The 24,885-nt window shown below is 71.0% G+C and carries 1 protein-coding gene; it reads right to left on the reverse strand.

Annotation, left to right across the window (positions count from 1 at the left end; translation table 11 throughout):
* Positions 1 to 15: 15 nt before the first annotated feature.
* Positions 16 to 24,789, reverse strand: a complete 24,774-nt coding sequence (locus tag K883_RS23385; protein WP_036455987.1) for a non-ribosomal peptide synthase/polyketide synthase — start codon at positions 24,787 to 24,789, stop codon at positions 16 to 18.
* Positions 24,790 to 24,885: the final 96 nt, after the last annotated feature.

Genomic DNA, 24,885 nt, shown 5'->3' on the forward strand with positions numbered 1-24,885 from the left:
GCAGCCCAAAATATTTCAGAGCAGACCGAGCAACCGCAGGTCGGTCACGTATTTGACGATCACCGCCGCGGTGATGTGCGGGATGTCGTTATCGGGGCCGATTTTGGCTTCCTGCACCGCGGCGCGGAACCGTTCGGTCGGTCCCAGGCAGCCGCGCGCCGGGTCCGCCGGCGGCACGTGTTGGGCGTTGCGCAACTGCAGCAGCTGCAGCACCGACTGGTGGCGCTGGCGTTCCGGCAGGGCGTGCAGCGCGGTCTCCATCCGGTGCAGCCACTCCCCGAAGTCGTCGACCCGCTCGATCGGGTAGCCGGCCTCGATGACCCAGTCGACGTACTCGTCGAGCCCGACGCCGTCGTCGTGCGGGTTCATCACGTGATAGGTCTCGAACCCTGCGGCCGAATCGCGGCCCACCTGGGCGCCCAGCGTGGTGATCGACTCGGCGACGAACTCGACCGGCAGGGCGTCGAAGTGCGCGCGTTGCCGGTTGCCCCGGGCGTCGAGCTGGTAGAACGAGCGCGGCGCGACGCCGCTGGCGACGACGCTGAACAGCAACCGGGTGAACATGTCGGACAGGTTGAGCTGACCGGCGTAGGTGGTGTCGGCCAGGATCATGTCGCAGCGGAACACCCCGACGGGCAGCGCGCACAGGTCGTGGGCCTCGCGCAGCAGCACCTCGCCGGCCCACTTGCTGTTGCCGTAGCCGTTGCCGTAGCTGCCGTCGATCGTGCGGATCGGGCCGGCGACGCGGACGTCGGCGTCCTCGGTGAACGCGGCCGGCTCGATCTGGTCGCCGACGTTGGCGGTCGAGACATACGTGTACGGCTTGAGTTTGGTGGTCAGCGCGAGCCGGATCAGCTCGGCGGTGCCGGCGACGTTGGGGGCGAACAGCTCGCTGTAGGGCAGCACGCCGTTGACCACGGCCGCGGAGTCGACGATGAGATCGACGGTGTCGGCCAGCCGCCGCCAGGTCTGTTCGTCCAGGCCGAGATTGGCGCGGCCCTTGTCGCCGGCGATGACCTCGAGGTGGTCGGCGGCGAGTTCGTCGAAATACCGCCGCAGGGCGGGGTCGCCGCTATCGAAGGTCCTCTGCAGCCGGCGCCGCGCGTCCTCGTCGGAGGTGGCCCGCACCAGGCAGATCAGCTTGCCGTCGGCCAGTTCCAATCGTTCCAGCCATTGCAGCACCAGGTAGCGGCCCAAAAAGCCGGTGGCCCCGGTCAGTAGCACCGTGCGCACCTCGGCGCTCGGCCCCGGCAGCGACGGCGCGGCGGCCAGCGTCGGGGCGTCGATGAACTTGTCCAGCGTGAGGTCGCAGGCGTACACCTCGGTGGCGTCGCGGCCGTGCACCGACGCGAAGTCCCCCTGGTGGCCTTCCCCGGCATCGTGATCGCGGTTGAGCTGCTGGCTCAGGCTGCGCACCGACGGCGCCTCGAAGACGGCGCGCACGGGCAGGTGGATGTCGAGGGCGTTGTAGATCGCGGCGACCAGGCGCATGGCCGACAGGGAATCCCCGCCCAGGTCGAAGAACGACTCCTGCACCCCGACCCGCTCGAGGCCCAGCACCTGGCCGTAGAGCCAGGCCAGGATCTCCTCGACCGCGGTGGCCGGGGCGAGGTAGTCGTCGCCGCCCTGGTAATCGGGGGCGGGCAGGGCGCGGACGTCGAGTTTGCCGGCGGGTGTCAGCGGCAGCGCGTCGAGCACCACCACCGCGGCCGGCACCATGTAGGCGGGCAGCCGGTCGGCCAGCAGGGTGCGGAGTTCGGCCGGGTTCGCCGTCCCGGTGACGTAGCCGACCAGACGCTTGTCGCCCGGGCGGTCCTCGCGGGCGATCACCAGCGCCTGCTCCACACCGTCCAGCGCGGCCAGCGCGGATTGGATTTCGCCGAGTTCGATGCGATACCCGCGGATCTTGACCTGTTCGTCGGCGCGCCCGACGTAGCGCAGCTGCCCGTCGGAACCCCACGACGCCAGGTCGCCGGTGCGATACATGCGCGCGCCCTCCCCGCCGAAGGGGCACGCCACGAACCGGGACGCGGTCAGACCGGGCCGGCCCAGGTAACCGGTCGACACGCCGCCGCCGGCCACGTACAGCTCGCCGACCACGCCCGCGGGCACCGGCTGCAGGCATCCGTCGAGCACGAACAGCGCGGCCCCGGATACCGGCGAACCGATCGGCGGCGCTTCGGGTCCCGGTGTCAGCGGCGCGCTGACGGCCGCGACGATCGTGATCTCGGTGGGGCCGTAGACGTTGACCATCACCCGCCCGGACGCCCACCGCTGCACGATTTCGGCCGGGCACGCTTCGCCCGCGACCGCCAGCACCGCGGACTCCAGGCCCTCGGTCGAGAGCATCGTCACCTCGGACGGTGTCTGGGTCAGCATGTCGACGCGTTCGGCAACGAGCAAGGCGTGCAGGTCTTTCGGGGAACGCACGACCTCGTCCGGTACGACGAGCACCCGCCCGCCGTGCAGCAGCGCGCCGAAGATCTCCCACACCGAGAAGTCGAACGCCAGGGAATGGCAGTGGCTCCACACCCGTGCCGGTGCCGCGGGCAGACCGGCGGCCCCCAGGGAGGCGAACAATTGGGTGGCGTTGTGGTGGGTGACCGCCACGCCCTTGGGAACTCCGGTGGTGCCCGAGGTGTAGATCGTGTACGCGATGTGGTGCGGCGCCGGCGCCGGCAACGCCGTGGTGGGCCGGTGCTGGATCGCCGGGTCATCGATATCGATGACGAGCACGTCGAAATCGTCGAGGCGCGAGCGGTGTTCGGCGGTGGTGAGCACCGCCGCCGGTGCGGCGTCGGCGAGCATGAAGTCGATTCGGGCGGCGGGCAGGCCTGGGTCGATCGGGACGTATGCGCCCCCGGTTTTGAGCACCGCCAGGATGGCGACGACGGCCCGCGCCGAGCGCTCGGTGAGCAGCGCCACGCACTGCCCCGGCCCGCAACCGTGGTCAACGAGCAAGTGCGCCAGTCGGTTTGATGACTGGTCGAGTTCGCGGTATGTCCACGAGTCCGCCCCATGGGTGACGGCCACCGCTTGCGGGGTGCGCGCGACGTGGTCGGCGAACACCTCGGGGATCGACATCGGCGGGCGCGACGGGCCGTCCAGCACCGCGCGGTTGCCGATCGCGTCGAGGCGGGCGTGCTCGTCGGGGCCGAGCACGTCGATCGACGACAGCCGCCGGGCGGGGTCAGCGGTCATGGCCTCCAGCACCCGCTGCAATCGTTCGATCAGACGTTGGATGGTGGCGGTGTCGAACACGTCGGTGCGGAACTCCACGGCCCCGCCGATGCCCTCGGGCCGGCCGTCGGCGCTCCAGCGTTCGGCCAGCGACCACGCGAGATCCATGCGGGCGGTGCGGGTGTCGACCGGCAGCGGGGTGACGCGCACGTCGCCGAGGCTCAGCTCCGCGGAGTCGGTGTTCTGCCAGGCCAGCATGACCTGCACCAGCGGATGGTGCGCGAGGCTGCGGGCCGGGTTGAGCCGTTCGACGAGGACCTCGAACGGCACGTCCTGATGCTCGTAGGCGGCCAGGCTGCGCGCGCGGACGTGGGCGAGCACGTCGGCGATGGTGGGGTCACCGGTCAGGTCGACGCGCAGCACCAAAGTGTTGACGAAGAAGCCCACGACGTCGTCGAGGGCGGGGTCGCGCCGCCCGGCGATCGGAAAGCCCACCGCCACATCAGAACTCGCGCTGATCTTGGCCAACAGCACCGCCAGCGCGGCCTGCACCACCATGAAGCTCGTCGCGTTGTGCGCGCCCGCCACCGCGCGCACCCGCTGCTGCAACTCCGCCGGCCAGTCGACGGCCACGCTCGCGCCGCGGAAATCGGCCACCAACGGATACGGACGGTCCGTGGGCAATTCGAGCCGCTCGGGCATTCCGGCCAGGGTGTGTTCCCAATACCGCAGCTGTCCGGCGATCAGGCTGTGCGGATCCTGCAGTTCGCCGAATTGGGCGCGCTGCCAGAGCGTGTAGTCGACGTACTGCACCGGCAGCGGCGCCCAGTCCGGGGCGCAGCCGGCCGAGCGGCTGGCGTAGGCCTCCCCCAGGTCGCGCACCAGCGGGGTGAGCGACCACCCGTCGGCGGCGATGTGGTGCACCACGGCCACCAGCAGGTGTTCGTCGTCGCTCACCCGGAAAAGCATTGCCCGCAGCGGGATTTCGGTGGCCAGGTCGAACCGGTGACCCACCAGGGTCTCGACCGCGTTGCACAGCCGGGTGGTCGACCACCCGCGCGCGTCGCTGATCTGCCAGCCGCAGTCAGCGTCGTCCACATCGACGACCAGCTGCCGCGGTATTCCCTCGCGCGCCGGGAACATCGTCCGCAGGCTCTCGTGGCGGGCCATCACGTCGGCCAGCGCCGCGCCGAACGCCTCGGCGTCCAGGCGCCCGTGCAGCTGCAACGCGATCGCCATGTTGTGCACCGGTGAGGGCCCGTGCAATTGGCCCATGAACCACAGCCGCGACTGGGCGAACGACAACGGCACCATCTCCGGCCGCTCGCCGGCCACCAGCGGCGCGCGCGCTCCGCCGTCGGTGCCCAGGCGCGCCGCCAGCCGGCGAATGGTGGGCGCCTCGAACAGGGCCCGCACGCCGAGGTGGACGTCGAGGCCGGTGTTGACCTCCGCGACCAGCCGCATGGCCGACAGCGAGTCCCCGCCGAGGTCGAAGAAGGAGTCGTCGATCCCGACGTTCTCGACGCCCAGGACGTGGGTGTAGATGTCGGCCAGGGCCCGCTCGACGGGGGTGGTCGGGGCGCGGTAGTGATCGGAGCCCTGCGACCGGTGCGAGTGGTCGGGTGCGGGCAGCGCGCGGGTGTCGAGTTTTCCGTTGGCCGTCAGCGGCATTGCGTCGACGGCGAGCACCGTGGCCGGGATCATGTAGGCCGGTAGATGCTCGGCCAGCCGGGCGCGGACCTCGACCGGATCGGCGGTCCCGGTGATGTAGCCGACGAGCCGTTTGTCGCCGGGCCGGTCCTCGCGGGCGACGACCGCGGCCTGTTCGATGCCGTCCAATTCGGTGAGCGCGGACTGGATCTCGCCGAGCTCGATGCGGTAGCCGCGGATCTTGACCTGCTCGTCGGCGCGGCCGAGATAGTGCAGCTGCCCGCCCGGGCCCCACCGCACCAGGTCCCCGGTGCGGTACATGCGCGCGCCGGCCGCGCCGAACGGGCAGGCGACGAACCGGGACGCCGTCAGGCCGGCCCGGCCGACGTAACCGGCCGCGACGCCGGAACCGGCGATGTACAGCTCGCCCGTCACACCCTCGGGCACCGGCCGCAGCCACGCGTCGAGCACGAAAAATCCCAGATGCGCCAATGGCATTCCGATGGGGCTGGCGTTGGTGTCGATGTCGCTGTCGACGATCTCCCGGTAGGAGGCGTGCACCGTCGTCTCGGTGATGCCGTACATGTTGATCACGCGCGGCCGGTGGGGATGGCGGTCGAGCCACTTCGCCAGCCGTTGCGGGCTCAGCGCTTCGCCCCCGAACACGAGGGCCCGGACGTTGAGCCGCGGGCCCGACCGCGCGCCGTCCAGGCTCTGCAGCGCCGAGAACGCCGACGGGGTTTGGCTCAGCACGCTGACGTTCTCGGCGATCAGCAAGGCGTGCAGGTCTTCCGGCGAGCGCACCACCTCGTCGGGCACGACCAGCAGGCGTCCGCCGCCCAGCAGGGCGCCGAAGATCTCCCACACCGAGAAGTCGAAGGCCAGCGAATGGCACTGGCTCCACACCCCCGCCGGCGCCGGCCGGTCGTGCAGCGAGGCGAGCAGGTGGGTGACGTTGTGGTGGGTGACCGCCACGCCCTTGGGGGTGCCGGTGGTGCCGGAGGTGTAGATGACGTAGGCGATGTTGTCGTCGGCCGGCGGCGGCAGGGCGGTGGCGGGCCGGGTGTGCACGGCGGGGTCGTCGGCGTCGATGACAGCTCCGTCGAAACCGTCGAGCCGGTCTCGCAGTTCCGCGGTGGTGAGGGCGACGATCGGTGCGGCGTCGGTCAGCATGAATGCGACCCGCGTGTCCGGGATCGCCGGGTCGATCGGCAGGTAGGCGGCCCCCGTCTTCAGCACCGCCACGATCGCGACGATCGCGGGCGCCGAGCGCTCCATCAGGACGGCGACGCACCGCCCCGGCCGCGCTCCCCGCTCAACGAGCAAGTGCGCCAACCGGTTTGTGGACTCATCGAATTCGCGGTAGGTCATCGAACGGTCCCGGTCGCTCAGCGCCACCGCTTCGGGGGTGCGCGCGACGTGGGCGGCGAACAGCGCCGGGATCGAGGCCCGGGTCGAGGCCGATGCGTGCGGTGGCCGGGTCAGCGCCGCGCGGTTGCCGATCGCGTCGAGGCGGGCGTGCTCGTCGGGGCCGAGCACGTCGATCGACGACAGCCGCCGGGCGGGGTCGGCGGTCATGGCTTCCAGTACGCGATGCAGCCGGGTGATCAGCGCCTCGATGGTGGCGGTGTCGAACACGTCGGTGCGGAACTCCACGGCACCGCCGATGCCGGCGGGCCGGCCGTCGACGCTCCAGCGTTCGGCCAGCGACCACGCGAGATCCGTGCGGGCGGTGCGGGTGTCGACCGGCAGCGCGGTGACGCGCACGTCGCCCAGGCTCACGTCGGTGGGTTCGTCGTTCTGCCAGGCCAGCATGACCTGCACCAGCGGATGGTGCGCGAGGCTGCGGGCCGGGTTGAGCCGTTCGACGAGGACCTCGAACGGCACGTCCTGATGCTCGTAGGCGGCCAGGCTGCGTTGGCGCACCCGCGCCAGTAGTTCGGCAATCGTGGGGTCGCCGCCGAGATCGACGCGCAGCACCAAGGTGTTGACGAAGAAGCCCACCACATCGTCGAGGGCCGGATCGCGCCGCCCGGCGATCGGGAAGCCCACCGCCACATCCGAACTCGCGCTGATCTTGGCCAACAGCACCGCCAGCGCGGCCTGCACCACCATGAAGCTCGTCGCGTTATGCGCGCCCGCCACCGCGCGCACCCGCTGCTGCAACTCCGCGGGCCAGTCGACGGCCACGCTGGCCCCGCGGAAATCGGCCACCAACGGATACGGACGATCGGTGGGCAGTTCCAGCCGTTCCGGCAGGCCGGCCAGCGCCTCCTCCCAGTACGCGAGCTGCGCGGCGATCGGGCTGCCCGGGTCTTCCAGGTCACCGAACTGGGCGCGCTGCCAGAGCGTGTAGTCGACGTACTGCACCGGCAGCGGCGCCCAGCCCGGCGCATCCCCGACCGACCGGCTGGCATAGGCGAGCGCCAGGTCGCGCACCAGCGGAGTCAGCGACCACCCGTCGGCCGCGATGTGGTGCACCACGGCCACCAGCACGTGTTCCTCGTCGCTCACCCGGAAAAGCATTGCCCGCAGCGGGATTTCGGTCGCCAGGTCGAAGGTGTGCCGGGCCGCGTCGCGGATGGCGCCCTCCAGCCGGGCCGGTGACCAGCCGGTGGCGTCGATGGTCTGCCATGTGACGTCGGCCCGATCGGGCGACAGCACCACCTGCTGCGGTATGCCCTCGGTGGCGGCGAACACCGTCCGCAAACTCTCGTGCCGCGCCACCACGTCGGCGAACGCGGCACCCAGCGCACCGGCGTCCAGGCGCCCGGCGAGGCGCAGTGCCGCCGCCATGTTGTACACCGGCGACGGGCCGTGCAGCTGATCGATGAACCACAGCCGCGATTGGGCGAACGACAACGGCACCACCGCCGGCCGCTCGCGACGCTCCACGCCGGCCAGGAGCCCGCCGTTCGCGCTGACGCGCGCCGCCAGCTCGCCGATTGTGGGCGCTTCGAACAGCGTTCGCACGCCGAGGTGCGCGTCGAGACCGGAGTTGATCGCGGCGATCACCCGCATGGCCGACAGCGAATCCCCGCCCAGGTCGAAGAAGGAGTCGTCCGCGCCGACGCGCTCGAGCCCGAGCACCTGGGCGTAGATGCCGGCCAAGATCTCCTCGGTGGGCGTGGCCGGCGCCCGATACCGGCCGCCGGTGTATTCGGGCGCCGGCAGGGCCCCGGTGTCGAGTTTGCCGTTCGGTGTCAGGGGCAATGCCTCGATCGCCACCACCGCGGCCGGCACCAGGTAGGCCGGCAGCCGGTCGGCCAGCCGGGCGCGCAGCTCGACCGGGTCGGCGGTGCCGGTGATGTAGCCGACGAGCCGCTTGTCGCCGGGCGTGTCCTCGCGGGCGATCACCGCGACCCGCCCGACGCCGTCCAATTCAGCGAGCGCGGACTGGATTTCGCCCAGCTCGATGCGGTGGCCGCGGATCTTGACCTGGTGGTCGGCGCGGCCGACGTAGTGCAGCCGCCCGTCCGGCGCCCACCGCACCAGGTCCCCGGTGCGGTACATGCGCGCACCGGCCGCGCCGAACGGACAGGCGACGAACCGCGACGCCGTCAAACCGGGACGGCGCGGATACCCGACGGCGACCCCGTGCCCCGCCACGTACAGCTCACCGACCGCACCGGCGGGCACCGGCCGCAGCCAGTCGTCCAGCACGAACAGCGCCGCCCCGGGCACCGGCGACCCCAGGGGCGGCGCTCCGGCGCCCGCGGTCAGCGGCGCACTGAGCGTCGCGTCCACGGTGGTTTCCGTCGGGCCGTAGGCGTTGATCATCACGCGGCCCGGCGCCCATTGGTCCGCGAGCGCGGCCGGGCAGGGCTCGCCGCCGATGATCAACGCCGAGCGCAGCTTTCGCGGTGACAGAGCGGTCAGCGCCGACGGGGTGTGGCTCAGCACGCTCACCCGCTCGGCGGCCAGCAGGGCGTGCAGCTCGTCCGGTGAGCGTGTCACCGACTCGGGCACCACCACCAGCCGACCGCCGCAGGCCAGCGCGCCCCAGATCTCCTGCACCGAGACGTCGAAGCCGTACGAGTGGCATTGTGACCATACCCCCGCCTCGGGCAGCGTCGCGTGCAGCGATTCCAGCAGCTGGGTGACGTTGCGGTGGGTCACCGCAACACCTTTGGGGACGCCGGTCGTCCCCGAGGTGTAGATGACGTAGGCGATGTTCTCGGGCGCGGGCGCCGGCAACGGCCCGGTGGGCCCGGCGTCGGCCTCGCCGGCGTCGAGGACCGGCAGCTCGAATCCGTCCAGCCGGGCCCGCAGGCCGGCGGCGGCGACCGCGGCGACCGGGGTGGCGTCGCCGAGCATGAACTCGAGGCGCGCCGCGGGCAGCGCGGGGTCGATCGGCAGGTAGGCGGCCCCCGCCTTGAGCGTCGCGAGGATCGCCACGATCGCCTCGGCCGAACGCGGGAACAGCAGCGCCACGCACTCCCCGGGCCCCGCGCCGCGCTCGATCAGCCTGTGCGCCAATCGGTTCGATGCCTCGTCGAGTTCGCGGTAGGTCATCGAACGGCCCTCGAAAGTGACCGCTCCCGCGTCGGGGACGCGGGAGACCTGCGCGGCGAACAGCGCCGGGAGCGATAGGGCGGCGCTCGACTCGGCGGCCAGCACTGCTTGGTTTCCCCACAGTTGCAGCTGGGCGCGCTCCGGCGCGTCGAGCGCATCCAGTGATCGCAACGGCCGATCCGGATCGGCGGGCATGGCCGTCAGGAGCCGGCGCAGGCGGTCGGCCAGGGCGTCGACGGCGGCGGGTTCGAAGACGTCGGTGTCGAATTCGATGCGCAGGCGCAGTTCGTCGCCCGGCACGGCTTGCAGCGACAGCGGGTAGTGGTTGTAGTCGTGGCTGGTGAATTCGGTGGCGGTCAGGTCGTCGGCCGCCGATAGCGCGGCGGCGTCGATCGGATAGTTCTCGTACACCAGCAACGTGTCGAACAGTTGGTCGTGTCCGGTGACGCGGTGGATTTCGTTCAGCGCCAGGTGCTGGTGCTCGACGGTGTCGTTGTGGGCGCGTTGCAGCCGGTCCAGAAATTCGGCGACGGTCGTCGTCGCGGTGGCCTGGGCGCGCACCGGCACGGTGTTGATCAGCAGGCCCACCATGGATTCGGCGCCGGGCAATTCCGCCGGCCGGCCGGACACCGCGGTGCCGAAGGCGACGTCGTGCCGGCCGGTCAGCGACATCAGCAGTTGCGCCCAGGCGGCCTGCAGCACGGTGTTGAGGGTGGTGCGGCAGGAGCGGGCGAGTTCGCCGAGCGCACCGGTGGTTTCGGCGGAGAGCTGGACCGTGGCGGCTCCCCGCGGCCCGAGCTCCGCCCGACCCGCCGGGCCCACCAGGGCGGGGGTGTCGAAACCGTCGAGCGCGTCGCGCCACGCGGCGCGGGCGGCCGGAGCGTCGCGGGCCGCCAGCCAGGTGACGAAGCGGCGGTAGGGCGGCGCAGCCGGTAGCCGCGACCCGTAGTAGCAGGCGAAGATCTCCTGCAGCAGGATCGGTAGTGACCAGCCGTCCATCACGATGTGGTGGACGGTGAGCACGAACCGGAATTCCTGGTCCGCGGTGCGAATCAGCGTGGCCCGCAGGGGTGGCTGGTCGTCGAGGTCTCGCACCGCGGCGCGTTCTGCGGCGGACATCCGCCGGACCTGGTCGTCGATGTCGTCGGCGTCGCCGTCGAGTTCGACGTGGCGGTAGGCGATTTCGGGGGTGACCGGGATGATCTGCACCGGGTCGCCGAAGCCGGAGCAGAATCGGGCGGCGAGGTTGGGGTGGCGGGCGACGGCGTTCTGCACGGCGTGGTGGAGCCGCTGGGGGTCGAGGCCGCCGCGCAGCGTGATGGTCAGCTGCACCGCGTACACGTCGCCGTCGGGTTGCGTCGTCGAATGAAAGAGCAGCCCCTGCTGCAGCGGGGTCAACGGCAGGATATCGGCGACGTCGTATCGCCGCTCGAGTTCGTCGATCTGCTGCTGGTCCAGGCGGGCCGGTGCGATGTCCGACGGCGTCAGCCCGCCGCCGTCGCGGCGCACGTGTGCGCAGATGCCGGCCAGGGCGTCAAACCACAACCGGCTCAACCGGTTTACCTGATCGTGGGTGAGCGCCGAGGACGCCCACGTCCAGCTGGCGTGCAGGTGCGGGCCGTCCTCGGTGTCCATGGTGCCGGCGTTGAGTTCCACCGTGTGCGGCAACGGCAGGGCCGCCGCCGCCGCCGCGGCGCCCAGCGCGTGGCTGTTCGGGCTGAGTTGCCATAGCCCGTCGGACGATTCGGCGGGCGCTCCCCCGAGGCGGCCCAGGTAGTTGAAGCCGATGGCCGGGTCCGGACCGCCCAGGTCCGCTTCGGGATTCAGGTAGCGCAACAGCCCGTAGGTCAGGCCGTCGGGCAGCCCGCGCAACTGCTCCTTGGCGTCCTTGATCACCGCCCCCAGCGCGGCCTCACCCGCGACCACGCGAGCCCAGTCCAGCCCGCCGACGTCGAGGGCCACCGGGTACTTGGCGGTGAACCACCCGACGGTGCGGGACAGGTGCACGTGGGGGGCCAGTTCCTCGTTGCGCCCGTGGCCCTCGACGTCGATGCCGATCGGCCTCGCCGTTCCCAGGAATTCGGTGAATGCCAGCCCGAAGGCGATCAGCAGGATGTCTTGCACCCCGGCGTGAAACGCGGCGGGCACCTCGCCCAGCAGCTGGCGGGTCGTCTCGGCGTCCAGCGCCGCCGACAACTGCCCGGCCGTCTCATAGGTGTCCCACGGCTGGGCGGGCGGCAACGCCGGCGGCGTCTCGGTGATTCGCCGCCACACCTCCGCCAGCTCGGTCACCGCCGGATCCTTCGCGTGCTGGGCCAGTAGCGACGACCAGCGGGCGAACGAGGTGCCGGGGGCGGGCAGCTCGATCGGTTGGCCGCGGTGATGTTGGGCCCAGGCGATGTTGAGGTCCTCGATCAGGGTCCGCCAGGACACACCGTCGACGGCCAGGTGGTGGACGATCAATGCCAATTGGTTTGTCGCGCTTGCCCATACCGCGCACACCAGCACGCCGGCGCCGGGGTTCAGCCGCGCGCGGGCCCGCATCAGCGCCTCCTCCGAGAGCGCGTCGACGGTGCGCAGGCAGGCCCGGGCGTCCACCGAGCCCGCTTCGGGAACGTGTATGTCCCAGCCGCCGGCCCCGTCGTCGTCGACGCAGAGCCGCAGCGTGGGATGGCGGTCCAGCAGCGCCTGCAGCACGACCGCCACGTCAGCCTGGCCCACCCCGGCGGGCGCCGCCAGCACCATGGTCTGGTTGAACTGCTCGATGGGGCCGTCCATGTCGCGCAGCCAACGCATGATCGGGGTGGCCACCACCGGCCCGATCCCCTCGTCGACCACGTCGTCCTCGCCGGTGGCCAGCGTGACGACCCGCGCCAGCCGGGCCACCGACTGCTCGACGAAAACATCGCGGGGCCGGCACATTACGCCGGCCGCGCGAGCCCGGGCCACCACCTGCATCGACAGGATGCTGTCGCCGCCCAAGTCGAAGAACGAGTCGTCCACCCCGACCCGTTGGACGCCCAGCACCTGGGCGTAGATGCCGGCCAAGATCTGCTCGATGGCGTTTTCCGGAGCGCGATATCCGTTGCCGCCCTGGTAGTCCGGTGCCGGCAGGGCGCGGGTGTCGAGCTTGCCGTTGGCCGTCAACGGCAACGCGTCCAGCACCACCACCGCCGACGGCACCATGTAGGACGGCAGCCGCTCGGCGAGCCGCGCCCGGGTCTCGGACGGGTCGGCGGTCCCGGTCACGTAGCCCACCAGCCGCGCGGCGGCAGGGTCGTTCCGGGCGATCACCGCGGCCTGCTCGACGCCGTCCAATTCGGCGAGGGCGGAGCGGATTTCGCCCAGTTCGATGCGGTGGCCGCGGATCTTGACCTGCTCGTCGGCGCGACCGAGGTACTCCAGTTGACCGTAACCGGAACTGGAAATGCCCCAGCGCACCACGTCCCCGGTGCGATACATCCGCGTGCCGCTGCCGCCGAACGGGCACGCCACGAACCGTGATGCCGTCAGCGCGGCCCGGCCCAGATACCCCGCGGCGACGCCGCGTCCGGCGATGTACAGCTCGCCGGCCACGCCGGGTGGCACCGCGCGCAACCATCGGTCCAGCACGAACAGGGCGGCCCCGGGCACCGGCGAACCGATGGGCACCTGGGTGGACCCCGCCGTCAGCGGCGCCGTCATGGCCGCGTACATCGTGGTCTCGGTGGGGCCGTATTGATTGACCATCACCCGGCCCGGCGCCCAGCGGTCCATGACCTCGACCGGACACGGTTCGCCACCGACGATCAGCGCCACCGAGTCCAGGCCGTGCGGCGAGAGCGCCGCCACCGCCGACGGGGTCTGGCTCAGCACGGTGACGCGTTCGGCAATCAGCAAGGCGTGCAGGTCTTCCGGCGAGCGGACGATGTCGTCGGGGACCACGACGAGGCGTCCCCCGCGCAGCAGCGCGCCGAAGATCTCCCACACCGAGAAGTCGAAGGCGGGTGAGTGGCAATGGCTCCACACCCGCCCGAGGTTCAGTTTGTCATCCACCGACCGCAACAGCTGGGTGACGTTGTGGTGCGTGACCGCCACACCCTTGGGCACGCCCGTGGTCCCGGAGGTGTAGATGACGTACGCAATGTCGTCGGGCGAGGGGTCCGGCAGCCCGGTGGCGGGCTGGGTGGCCAGGGCGGGGTCGTCGACGTCGATGATGCGCCCGGCGAACCCGCCGAGCTGTGGCCGCACCTCGGCGGTGGTCACCGCCGCGATCGGTTCGGCGTCGGTGAGCATGAACTCGATGCGGGCGGTCGGCAGCGCCGGGTCGATCGGCACGTACGCGGCCCCGGTCTTGAGGACCGCCAGGATCGCCACGATCGCTTCGGCCGACCGTGGCATCGCCACCGCGACCCGCTGGCCCGGCGCGGCTCCGCAACCAATCAGATTGTGCGCCAACCGGTTTGTGATCTCGTACAGTGCTCGGTAGGTCCACGCCCGCTCGCCGCAGGTGATCGCGACCGCCTCGGGGTTCCGTGCCACCTGCGCGGCGAACGAGGCCGGGATGGACGCGCGTGCGGTCGCGGGCCGGGTCAGCACGGCACGGTTGCCGATGGCGTCGAGGTGGGCGCGCTCGGATTCATCGAGGACGTCGATCGCGGACAGCGGCCGGGTGGGGTCGGCGGTCATGGCGGCCAGCACGTGTTGCAACCGCGTGACGAGTGTCTCGATGCTGGCCGCATCGAAGACGTCGGTGCGGAACTCCACCGTCCCGGCGATGCCGGCGGGCTCCCCGTCCTCGTCCCACCGTTCGGCCAGCGACCACACCAGATCCATGCGGGCGACCTGGGTTTCGAGCGGCAGCGGCGTCACCCGCACGTCGCCGAGGCTCATGTCGACGGGGTCGTTGTTCTGCCAGGCCAGCATGACCTGGACCAGCGGATGATGCGCCATGTCGCGGGTCGGGTTGAGCCGTTCCACCAGCACCTCGAACGGCACATCCTGGTGTTCGTAGGCCGCCAGGCTGCGCCGGCGCACCCGGCCCAGCAGTTCAGCGACGGTGGGGTCGCCACTCAGGTCGACCCGCAACACCAGGGTGTTGACGAAGAAGCCGACCACCTCATCCAGGGCGGGGTCGCTCCGCCCGGCGATCGGGAACCCGACGGCCACATCGGGACTCGCGCTCAACGCGGACAGCAGCACCGCCAGGGCCGTCTGGACGACCATGAAGCTCGTTGCGTTGTGTGCCCGCGCCAGCTCGGCGATCCGGTGCTGCAGGGTGGCCGGCCACTGCACGTCCACGCTGGACCCGCGATGGTCGGCGACCAGCGGGTAGGGCCGATCCGTGGGCAGCTCAACGTGTTCCGGCAGCCCGGCCAGGGCCCGCTCCCAATAGTCCAGTTGCGCCGCGATGGGGCTGTCGGGGTCGTCGAGGTCACCGAATCGGCCCCGTTGCCACAGGGTGTAGTCGACATATTGCACCGGCAGCGGCGCCCAATCCGGCGCGCGCCCAAGGCGGCGGGCGGCGTAGGCCTCCCCGAGATCGCGCACCAGCGGGGTCACCGACCATCCGTCGGCGGCGATGTGGTGGACGACCGCCACCAACACGTGTTCGTCCTCGCCGGTGTGGAAAAGCCATGCCCGCAACGGGATTTCGGCGGCGAGGTCGAAGGTGTAGCGCGCCGCGTCCTGGGTGGCCTCCGCCAGCCAGGACGGCGGCCACCGCGTCGCGTCGACGACCTGCCAGTTGACGTCGGCCCGTTCGGCGGGCAGCACGACCTGTTGGGGGGCGCCCTCGGGGGCGAGGAAGATCGTCCGCAGGCTTTCGTGTCGGGCCACCACGTCGTCCAGGGCGGCCCCCATCGCGTCGGCATCCAGGCGGCCGGAAAGGCGCAGGGCGACCGCCATGTTGTACATCGGCGAGGGCCCCTGCAGCTGATCGATGAACCACAGGCGGGTCTGGGCGAACGACAACGGAAGCAGCGCCGGGCGCTCGCCGGCCACCAATCGTCCGGCGCGGCCGGCGCCGGCCTCGACCCGGAGCGCCAGCTGCGCGACCGTGGGGGCCTCGAACACGGATCGGACGGTCAGCCCGGCGTCCAGGTCGGCGTTGATCGCGGTGATCAAACGCATCGCCGAGAGGGAGTCGCCGCCGAGGTCGAAGAAGGAATCGTCGACGCCGACCCGTTCGACGCCGAGCACCCGGGCGTAGACGCCCACCAGAGTCTCCTCGACCGCGTTGTCCGGGGCCCGATACCGGCCGGCGTCCCGGTAGTCCGGGGCCGGCAGGGCGGCGGTGTCGAGCTTGCCGTTGACCGTCAACGGCATCGCGTCGAGCACCACCACCGCCGCCGGCACCATGTAGGTGGGGAGCCGCTGACCCAACCGGGCCCGAATGTCGGCGGAGTCAGCGGCTCCGGTCACATAGCCGACGAGACGCCTCTCGTCGGCACGATCTTCGCGGGCGAGCACCGCGGCTTGCTCGATACCCTCCAATTCGGCCAGGGCGGAGCGGATTTCGCCCAACTCGATGCGATAGCCGCGAATCTTGACCTGCTCGTCGGCGCGGCCGACATAGTGCAGCTGTCCGTCGCCGTCCCATCGGGCGAGGTCGCCGGTGCGATACATCCGTGCGCCGGCGCCGCCGAACGGGCACGCTACAAAACGCGACGCCGTCAGCCCCGCCCGCCCCAGATAGCCGGCGCCCACCCCGGTGCCGGCCACGTACAACTCCCCCACCACCCCGGCGGGCACCGGGCGCAGGCACCCGTCCAGCACGAAGAGCGCGGCTCCGGCCACCGGCGACCCGATTGCCGGTGGCCCGGACCGCGCGCGCCCCGCTGTCAGAGGTGGGCTGTGCGACACCCACATGGTGGTCTCCGTCGGGCCGTACACGTTGACCATCACCCGGCCGGGCGCCCACCGATCCACCAGCTCACCCGGACACGGTTCGGCGCCCACCACCACCGTGACCGTCTCCAAGCCCTGCGGCGACAGCATCCCCAGCGCCGACGGCGTCTGGGTCAACACGGTGACGCGCTCGCCAATGAGTGTGGCGCGCAACTCTTTCGGCGACCGGGCCGCCGAATCGGGCACCACCACCAGCCGCCCGCCGTGCAGCAGCGCACCCCAGATCTCCCACACCGAGAAATCGAACGCCAGCGAATGGCACTGGCTCCACACCTGATCGGGCCCCAGTTCCACCCCGGCGTCCAGCGCACCGAACAGCTGCGTCACGTTGGCGTGGGTGACCGCCACCCCTTTGGGCGTACCCGTGGTGCCCGACGTGTAGATGACGTGCGCGACGTCGTCGGCCGCCGGCCCCGCCGCCACCGGCGTCGCCGGATGTGCCGCGAGGTCCGGGGCGTCGACCTCGACGACCGCCCCGCCGAATTCTCCTAACCGCGAACGCAACTCGGCGCTGGTCACCACGGCCCGCATGCCGGCGTCGGCGACCATGAAGCCGATCCGCGCCGCCGGCACCGCCGGGTCCATCGGCACGTAGGCCGCCCCCGTTTTCAGGACCCCCAGAATCGCGATCACGGCCTCGGCCGAGCGCTCGAGCAGCAGGCCCACGCGCTGGCCGCGGCCCACACCGCGGCCAACAAGCAGGTGCGCCAGCCGATTCGCGTCCGACTCCACTTGCTCGTAGGTCCACGATCGTCCCCCGCAGCTGATCGCCACCGCGTGTGGCGCGCGCTGCACGCACGCACCGAACAGGGCCGGGACCGACGCCCACGCGCTCGGCCGGCTTAACGCCGAACGATTGGCCCACGCGTCAAGGCGGGCGTGCTCGTCGTCGTCGAGTACGTCGATCGACGAGAGCCTGCGACCGGGGTCTGCGGCCATGGCGACCAAAACCCGCCGCAACCGTTCGGTCAGCACGCGGATGGTGTCCGCGTCGAACAGGTCGGTGCGGAACTCGACGGTGCCGCCGATTCCCGCGGGCCGGCCGTCGCCGCTGCGGCGTTCGAACAAGGAGAACGTCAAATCGGTACGCGCGGTGCGGGTCTGCACCGGAACCGCGGTGATCTGCAGTTCACCCAGGCTCAGCTCGGCCGGATCGTTGCCCTGCCAGGCCAACATCACCTGCGTCAGCGGATGATGCGCCAGCGAACGGTTGGGGTTGAGTCGCTCCACCAGGAACTCGAACGGCACGTCCTGGTTTTCGTAGGCCTCCAGGCTGCTCCGGCGGACCCGGGCCAACACGTCGGTAACGCTGGGGTCGCCGGCCAGATCGATCCGCAGCACCAACGTGTTGACGAAGAAGCCCACCAGTTCGTCCAGGGCGGGATCGCGCCGGCCGGCGATCGGAAAGCCCACGGCCACATCGGAAGTCGCGGCGATCTTGCCGAGCAGCACCGCCAGGGCGGCCTGCACCACCATGAAACCGGTGGCGTTGTGCGCCCGCGCTACCGCGCGGATGTGTTGCTGCAACTCGGCCGGCCAGTCGATGTCCACGTCGGCGCCGCGGTAGTCGGCCACCGCCGGGTACGGTCGATCCGTCGGCAGCTCGACCCGTTCGGGGAGGCCCGCCAGCGTCCGCTCCCAATACGCGAGCTGCTCGACGATCGGGCTCTCCGGGTCGTCGAGGTCCCCGAATTGGGCTCGCTGCCACAGGGTGTAATCCACGTACTGCACCGCCAGCGGAGACCATTGTGGGGCCCGTCCGGCGCAGCGGTCGGCATAGGCGACCCCAAGGTCATGCACCAGAGGATTCAGCGACCAACCATCCGCAGCAATATGATGGACCACCGCCACCAGCACATGCTCGTCGCCGGAGGTTCGGAAAAGCTTGGCCTGCAAGGGTATTTCGGCTGACAGATCAAATGCATAACCGGCTGCGGCATCAATGCCCTCCTTTATCCGTGCCGGCGACCAGCCGGCGGCATCTATTACTTCCCACCCGATATCGACCCCCTCGGCGGGTATCACCACCTGTTGTGGCGTCCCGTCGGACACGGCGAACACCGTGCGCAAACTCTCGTGGCGGCCCACCACGTCGACGAGCGCGGCCCGCAGCGCCTCCACCTGCAGCGGCCCGCGCAGCCGCAACGCTGCCGCCATGTTGTACATCGGCGAGGGCCCCTGCAGCTGATCGATGAACCACAGCCGGGACTGCGCGAACGACAACGGCACCACCGCCGGCCGCTCGGCCGCCGCCACCCGCGAGAGCCGCTCCGCACCCTGGTCGAGGCGCGCAGCCAATTGGGCCACCGTGGGCGCCTCGAACAACGCGCGCACCGAAACCCCGGCATTAAGAGCGGCATTCACGGCCGCGATCAGGCGCATCGCCGACAGTGAGTCCCCGCCGAGGTCGAAGAAGGAGTCGTCCACGCCGACCCGTTCGACGCCCAGCACCTGGGCGTAGATGCCGGCCAGGATCTCCTCGATGGCGCTCGCCGGCGCCCGGTAGCGGTCGACGTCTTGATATTCCGGCGCCGGCAGGGCGCGGGTGTCGAGCTTGCCGTTGACCGTCAACGGCAGCGCGTCCAGTACCACCACCGCCGACGGCACCATGTAGGTGGGGAGCCGCCGACCCAACCGGGCCCGAATCTCGGAAGGGTCGGCGGCTCCGGTCACATAGCCGACGAGACGCTTCTCGCCGGCACGATCCTCACGAACGAGCACCGCCGCCTGCTCGACGCCCTCGACGTCGCCCAGCGCGGCACGGACCTCGCCCAACTCGATGCGGTAGCCGCGGATCTTGACCTGCTCGTCGGCGCGGCCCATGTACTGCAGCTGCCCGTCGGCGCTCCACCGAACGAGGTCACCGGTGCGATACATCCGCGCGCCGGGGGCCCCATAGGGGCAGGCCACGAACCGAGCGGCCGACAGCCCCGGACGGCCCACATAGCCCGTGGCCAATCCCCCACCGGCGACATACAACTCGCCCACCACCCCAACCGGCACCGGGCGCAGCCACCCGTCGAGCACAAAGAAGGCGAGGTTGCCCAGCGGCACCCCGATCGGGCTGACGTTGCTGTCGACGTCGCCGCCGAGGATCTCGCGGAACGACGCGTGCACCGTGGTCTCGGTGATGCCGTACATATTGATCATGCGCGGCAGGCCGGGGTGGTGATGCAGCCACGTCGACAACCGGTGCGGCTCCAACGCCTCCCCACCGAACACGACCGTCTGCAACTTCAGCTGCTCACCCAGCTCCGGGGCCAACGCGTCGGCACTCTGCAGCGCATAGAACGCCGACGGGGTCTGACTCAGCACGCTGACCTGCTCGCGAACCAGCAAGGCGCGCAAGTCATCGGGTGATCGCACGACGTCGTCGGGCACCACGACCAGGCGACCTCCGTGCAGGAGAGCGCCGAAGACCTCCCACACCGAGAAGTCGAAAGCCAGCGAATGGCACTGGGTCCAGACCTGTCCGACGTCGAGTTGAGCGTCGATGGACTCCAGCAGCTGGGTGACGTTGCTGTGGGTGACCGCCACCCCTTTGGGAACGCCGGTGGAGCCCGAGGTGTAGATGATGTAGGCGATGCTGTCCGCCGACGGCACCGGCAGGCCCGTGGCGGGCTGGCGGGCGACGGCGGGGTCGTCGATGTCGATGATCTGCCCGGCGAACCCGCCCAGCTGGGGGCGCACCTCGGCGGTGGTCACCGCCGCGATCGGCGCGGAGTCACCGAGCACGAACTCGAGGCGCGCCGCGGGCACGCTCGGGTCGATCGGCACATAGGCGGCGCCCGTCTTGAGCACCGCCAGGATCGCCACGATCGCCTCGGCCGACCGCGGCACCGCGACCGCGACCCGCTGACCCGGGCCCGCGCCCCGCTCAACGAGCAAGTGCGCCAACCGATTTGTGGCCTCATACAGGTGACGGTAGGTGATTGATCGCCCGCCGCAGGTGATCGCCACCGCCCCCGGGGCGCGGGCGACCTGCGCGGCGAACAACGCCGGGATCGACACCAGGGCGGCCATGGACGGCATCGTCAACACCGCGCGGTTGCCGATGTCGTCGAGCCGTGCGTGCTCGGGGGCGTCGAGCAGGTCGATCGACGACAGCCGGCGGTCGGGGTCGGCGGTCATGGCCGCGAGCACCCGGCGCAGCCGGCCGATCAGCGTCTCGATGCTGTCCGCGTCGAACACGTCGGTGCGGAACTCCACCATGCCGCCGATGCCGGCGGGCCCGCCGTCCTCGTCCCACCGTTCGGCCAGAGAGAACACCAGGTCCATGCGGGCGACCTGGGTGTCGACCGGCAGCGGGGTGACCCGAACGTCGCCCAACTCCAGCCCGGCGGCGGGGCCGTCGTGCTGCCAGGGCAGGTTCTGCCAGGCCAACACCACCTGGACGAGCGGATGATGCGCAAGGTCGCGGGTGGGATGGAGCCGGTCCACCAGGACTTCGAAAGGCACATCCTGGTGTTCGTAGGCGGCCAGGCTGCGCTGGCGCACCCGGGCCACCAGCTCGGCGACGCTGGGGTCGCCGCTCAGGTCGACGCGCAAAATCAGGGTGTTGACGAAAAAGCCGACGACATCGTCGAGCGCGGGATCGCTACGGCCTGCGATCGGGAAGCCCACCGCCACATCGGAACTCGCGCTGACCTTGGACAGCAGCACAGCCAGGGCCGCCTGCACGACCATGAAGCTGGTCGCATTGTGGGCCCGCGCCACCTGCGCGACCCGCTGCTGCAGTTCGGCCGGCCACGCGACGTCGATGCGCGCGCCGCGGTGGTCGGCGACCGGCGGGTAGGGGCGATCGGTCGGCAGCTCGAGGCGTTCGGGCATCCCGGCCAGCGCGTCCTGCCAGTACCTCAGCTGCGCGGCGATGGGACTGCCCGAATCGTCGAGGTCACCGAATTGGGCGCGTTGCCACAGCGTGTAGTCGACGTATTGCACCGGCAGCGGCGCCCAATCCGGGGCCTGCCCGCGGGACCTGTGCACGTAGGCCGCGCCGAGGTCGCGCACCAGCGGGGTCAGCGACCATCCGTCCGCGGCGATATGGTGGGCCACCGCCACCAACACGTGGTCGTCCGCGGCAAGCCGGAAAAGCTTTGCCCGCAAAGGTATTTCGTGAGAAAGATCGAAACGGTGGCATGCCTCCGCCTCGATGGCCTGGGTCAGCCGGCTGATGGGCCAGCCGGCGGCGTCGAGGACCTGCCAGCCGACCCGGGCACCGTCGACCGGAACCACCACCTGCTGGGGCGTCCCCTCGGGTGCGACGAACACGGTGCGCAGGCTTTCGTGGCGGGCCACCACGTCGCCCAGCGCGGTGCCCATGGCGTCGGGGTTCAGCGGCCCGCGCAGCCGCAGGGCGACCGCCATGTTGTGCACCGGCGACGGGCCGTGCAGCTGGTCGAGGAACCAGAGCCGGGATTGCGCGAACGACAGCGGCACCACGGCCGGCCGCTCGGCCGCGACCACCCGCGCGAGCGTGCTTCCGCCGCCGCACACCTGCGGCGCCAGCTCGGCGACCGTGGGCGACTCGAACAGGGCCCGCACCCCGAGGTGGACGTCGAGGCCGGTGTTGACCGCGGAGACCAGCCGCATCGCCGACAGCGAGTCGCCGCCGAGGAGGAAGAAGGAGTCGTCGATCCCGACGCGTTCGACGCCGAGGACCCGGGCGAAGATGCCGGCCAGGATTTCCTCGATGGCGTTTTCCGGGGCGCGATATCCGTTGCCGCCCTGGTAGTCCGGGGCGGGCAGGGCGCGGGCGTCGAGCTTGCCGTTGACCGTCATCGGCAGCGCGTCGAGCACCACCACCGTCGACGGGACCATGTAGGTGGGGAGCCGCCGACCCAACCGGGCCCGAATATCGGTCGGGTCAGCGGCTCCTGTCACATAGCCGACGAGACGCTTGTCGCCGGCACGATCTTCACGGACGAGCACCGCCGCGCGTTCAACGCCCTCCACCTCGAGCAGCGCGGCGCGGATCTCGCCGAGTTCGATGCGATACCCACGCACCTTAACCTGTTCGTCGGCGCGCCCCAGATACTGCAGTTGGCCCGCCCCGGATCCGGAGCGGCCCCAGCGCACCAGGTCGCCGGTGCGGTACATGCGGGTGCCGGGTTCGCCGAACGGGCAGGCCATGAACCGCGACGCGGTCAGCCCGGGGCGCCGCCAATAGCCCACGCCGACACCTTCGCCGGCCAGATACAGCTCCCCGACCACCCCGGCGGGCACCGGGCGCAACCACTCGTCGAGCACGAAGAACGCCGCGCGCGTCACCGGTGCGCCGATCGGCGGGAATCCCGACCCCGCCGTCAAGGGCGCGCTCTTGCACGCCCACATCGTGGTCTCGGTCGGGCCGTACACGTTGACCATCACCCGCCCCGGCGCCCACCGGTCCACCAGCTCGGGCGGGCAGGGCTCGGCGCCGATCACCAACGCCGTGCCGTCCAGCCCCTGCGGCGAAAGCATCCCGGCCGCCGAGGGGGTCTGGGTCAGCACCGTGACGCCCTCGCGCACCAGCAGGGCGTGGAACTCCTCCGGGGAGCGGGCCACCGCATCCGGCACGACGACCAGGCGCCCGCCGTGCAGGAGCGCACCCCAGATCTCCCAGACCGAGAAGTCGAACGCATACGAATGGAACTGCGTCCACACCTGCTCGGCCGACAAGGCGAAACCGAGCCGCAGGTCATCGAACAACTGCGCAACGTTATGTTGAGTCACCGCAACACCTTTGGGCACACCCGTGGTGCCCGAGGTGTAGATCAAATGGGCCACATCCGTCGGATCCGGCGCCCGCAATGCTGTGCACGGCGCGCTCGCCACGGCCGGGTCGGCGATGTCGATGACCGCCAGGGCGAAACCGTCGAGCCGGCCGGCCAGCTCCGCCGTCGTGACCGCGGCCACCGGCGCGGCGTCGGTGACCATGAACTCCACCCGGGCCGCCGGCAGCGCGGGATCGATCGGCAGATACGCCGCCCCAGACTTGAGCACCGCCAGGATCGCCACGATCGCCTCGGCCGACCGCGAAAACAGCAGCGCCACAAGCGAACCCGGACCCACACCCCGGCCAGCCAGCACGTTCGCGAGCCGGTTGGCGGCCTCGTCGAGCTCGCGATACGTCATCGATCGGTCCCCGAACGTCAGCGCCACCGCATCCGGGGTGCGCGCCGCCTGCGCGGTGAACAGCTCGACCACGGTCACGGGCGCCGCCGGCCGGCGCAACGCGGACGCGTTGCCCCATTCGTCGAGCCGGGCGCGCTCGTCGGCGTCGACGGCGTCGAGGGACAGCAGCCGCCGCGTCGGATCGGCCGTCATCGCGACCAAGAGCTGTTCGAGTCGGTCCGCCAGGCCGGCGGCGTCGAGGTGGGCCCACGGTTCCCACGCGCCCGCCGTGCTGAGGAAGAGGTCGTCGCCGTCGCCGGAGAAGATGAGCCCGAAGCCGTCCGCCTGACCGGAGTTCGTGTACGACGCCGCGGCCATGACGCCGCCGAAGGGCAGCGTGAACGCCGACGGGATGAAGTTGACGCTGACCCGTTCGGGCGGTTGCGTCAGGCCGCGGACCTTGCGCTCCAGCGCGTGCACCGGAAAGCGCTGGTGCTGGATCGCTTCGTCGATCCGCGTCTCGACGTGTTTGCAGAAGGCGGCGACGGTGGACTGCGGCGAGACGCTCAACACCAGCGGCACCACGCCGGCGACCATCCCGGGCAGCGTCTTCTGCTCCGGTCGTACGCGCCGGCTGACCGGGAAATCGAGCACCACGTCCGAGCCCTCGGCGGACCACCCGCGCACCAGCAGCGCGCAGGCCGCGGTGATGACCGACGTCTGCGACACCGCCCACACCTCACAGAACCGATTGACGCGGCGCAGCACCCCGGGGTCCAGGGCCGTCGGGGCGGACGGCCACGGGTCGCGCTCCGTGGCGCCGTCGGGCGGCCGATGGTGACCCTGGCCGGCGGGGGGCAGGTTCGCCGTCCAATACGCCTCGTCGTCGCGGTAATCACCGGAGCGCTCGTACCGCGATTCGCAGTCGATGAGCTCCTGCAAGGAGCCGAAGACGGCCGTGGGAATGGGTCCGGCGGACACGATCGCGGAGTAGATCGAGGCGATGCGGTGACCGACCAGCGCGACGCCGGTCCCGTCGATGACGATGTGGTGGCAGCAGGCGAACAAGAAGAACTCGTCGCGCCGGGTCGCAAACAGGACGAACCGGAACAGCGGCCCGGTGAGCGGCATGGGCGTGCGCTGGATCGCCAGCGCCCGTCGGCGCGCTTCCCGCACGGGATCGGGCGCATCGGTCAGGTCGTCAAAGGCCAGCTCGACGTCGGGGTAATCGACCGCCCGCTGGAAGACCTGGCCGTCCACCTCGAAGAAGGCCGCCCTGGCCGGCTCGGCCTCCCGCACCGCCTGCCGGATCGCCCACTGCAGGGCATCGCGCTGGACCACGCCGTCGATCCGCACGAACAGACCGAGCTGCCACTCGGTATTGGAGTGACCGGTCTCGCGCGCCAGCCAGATGTCCAGCTGTCCGCGCGTCAGCGGAAGTGCTTGATGATCAAGCTGCATCCCACGCCCCAACCACAGGGTCTTCCTTTCAACCCCCCGGTTGTCTGATACCGCTCGCGCGGAAGCCCGGTCCGCTTCCGCTCGATGTAGCCCCGG

The organism is Mycobacterium sp. TKK-01-0059 (genome assembly GCF_000709305.1).
GTDB lineage: Bacteria > Actinomycetota > Actinomycetes > Mycobacteriales > Mycobacteriaceae > Mycobacterium > Mycobacterium intracellulare.

Coding starts and splice junctions, on each gene's coding strand:
- K883_RS23385 (WP_036455987.1), bottom strand. CDS start 24,789: ATGCAGCTTGATCATCAAGCACTTCCGCTGACGCGCGGACAGCTGGAC.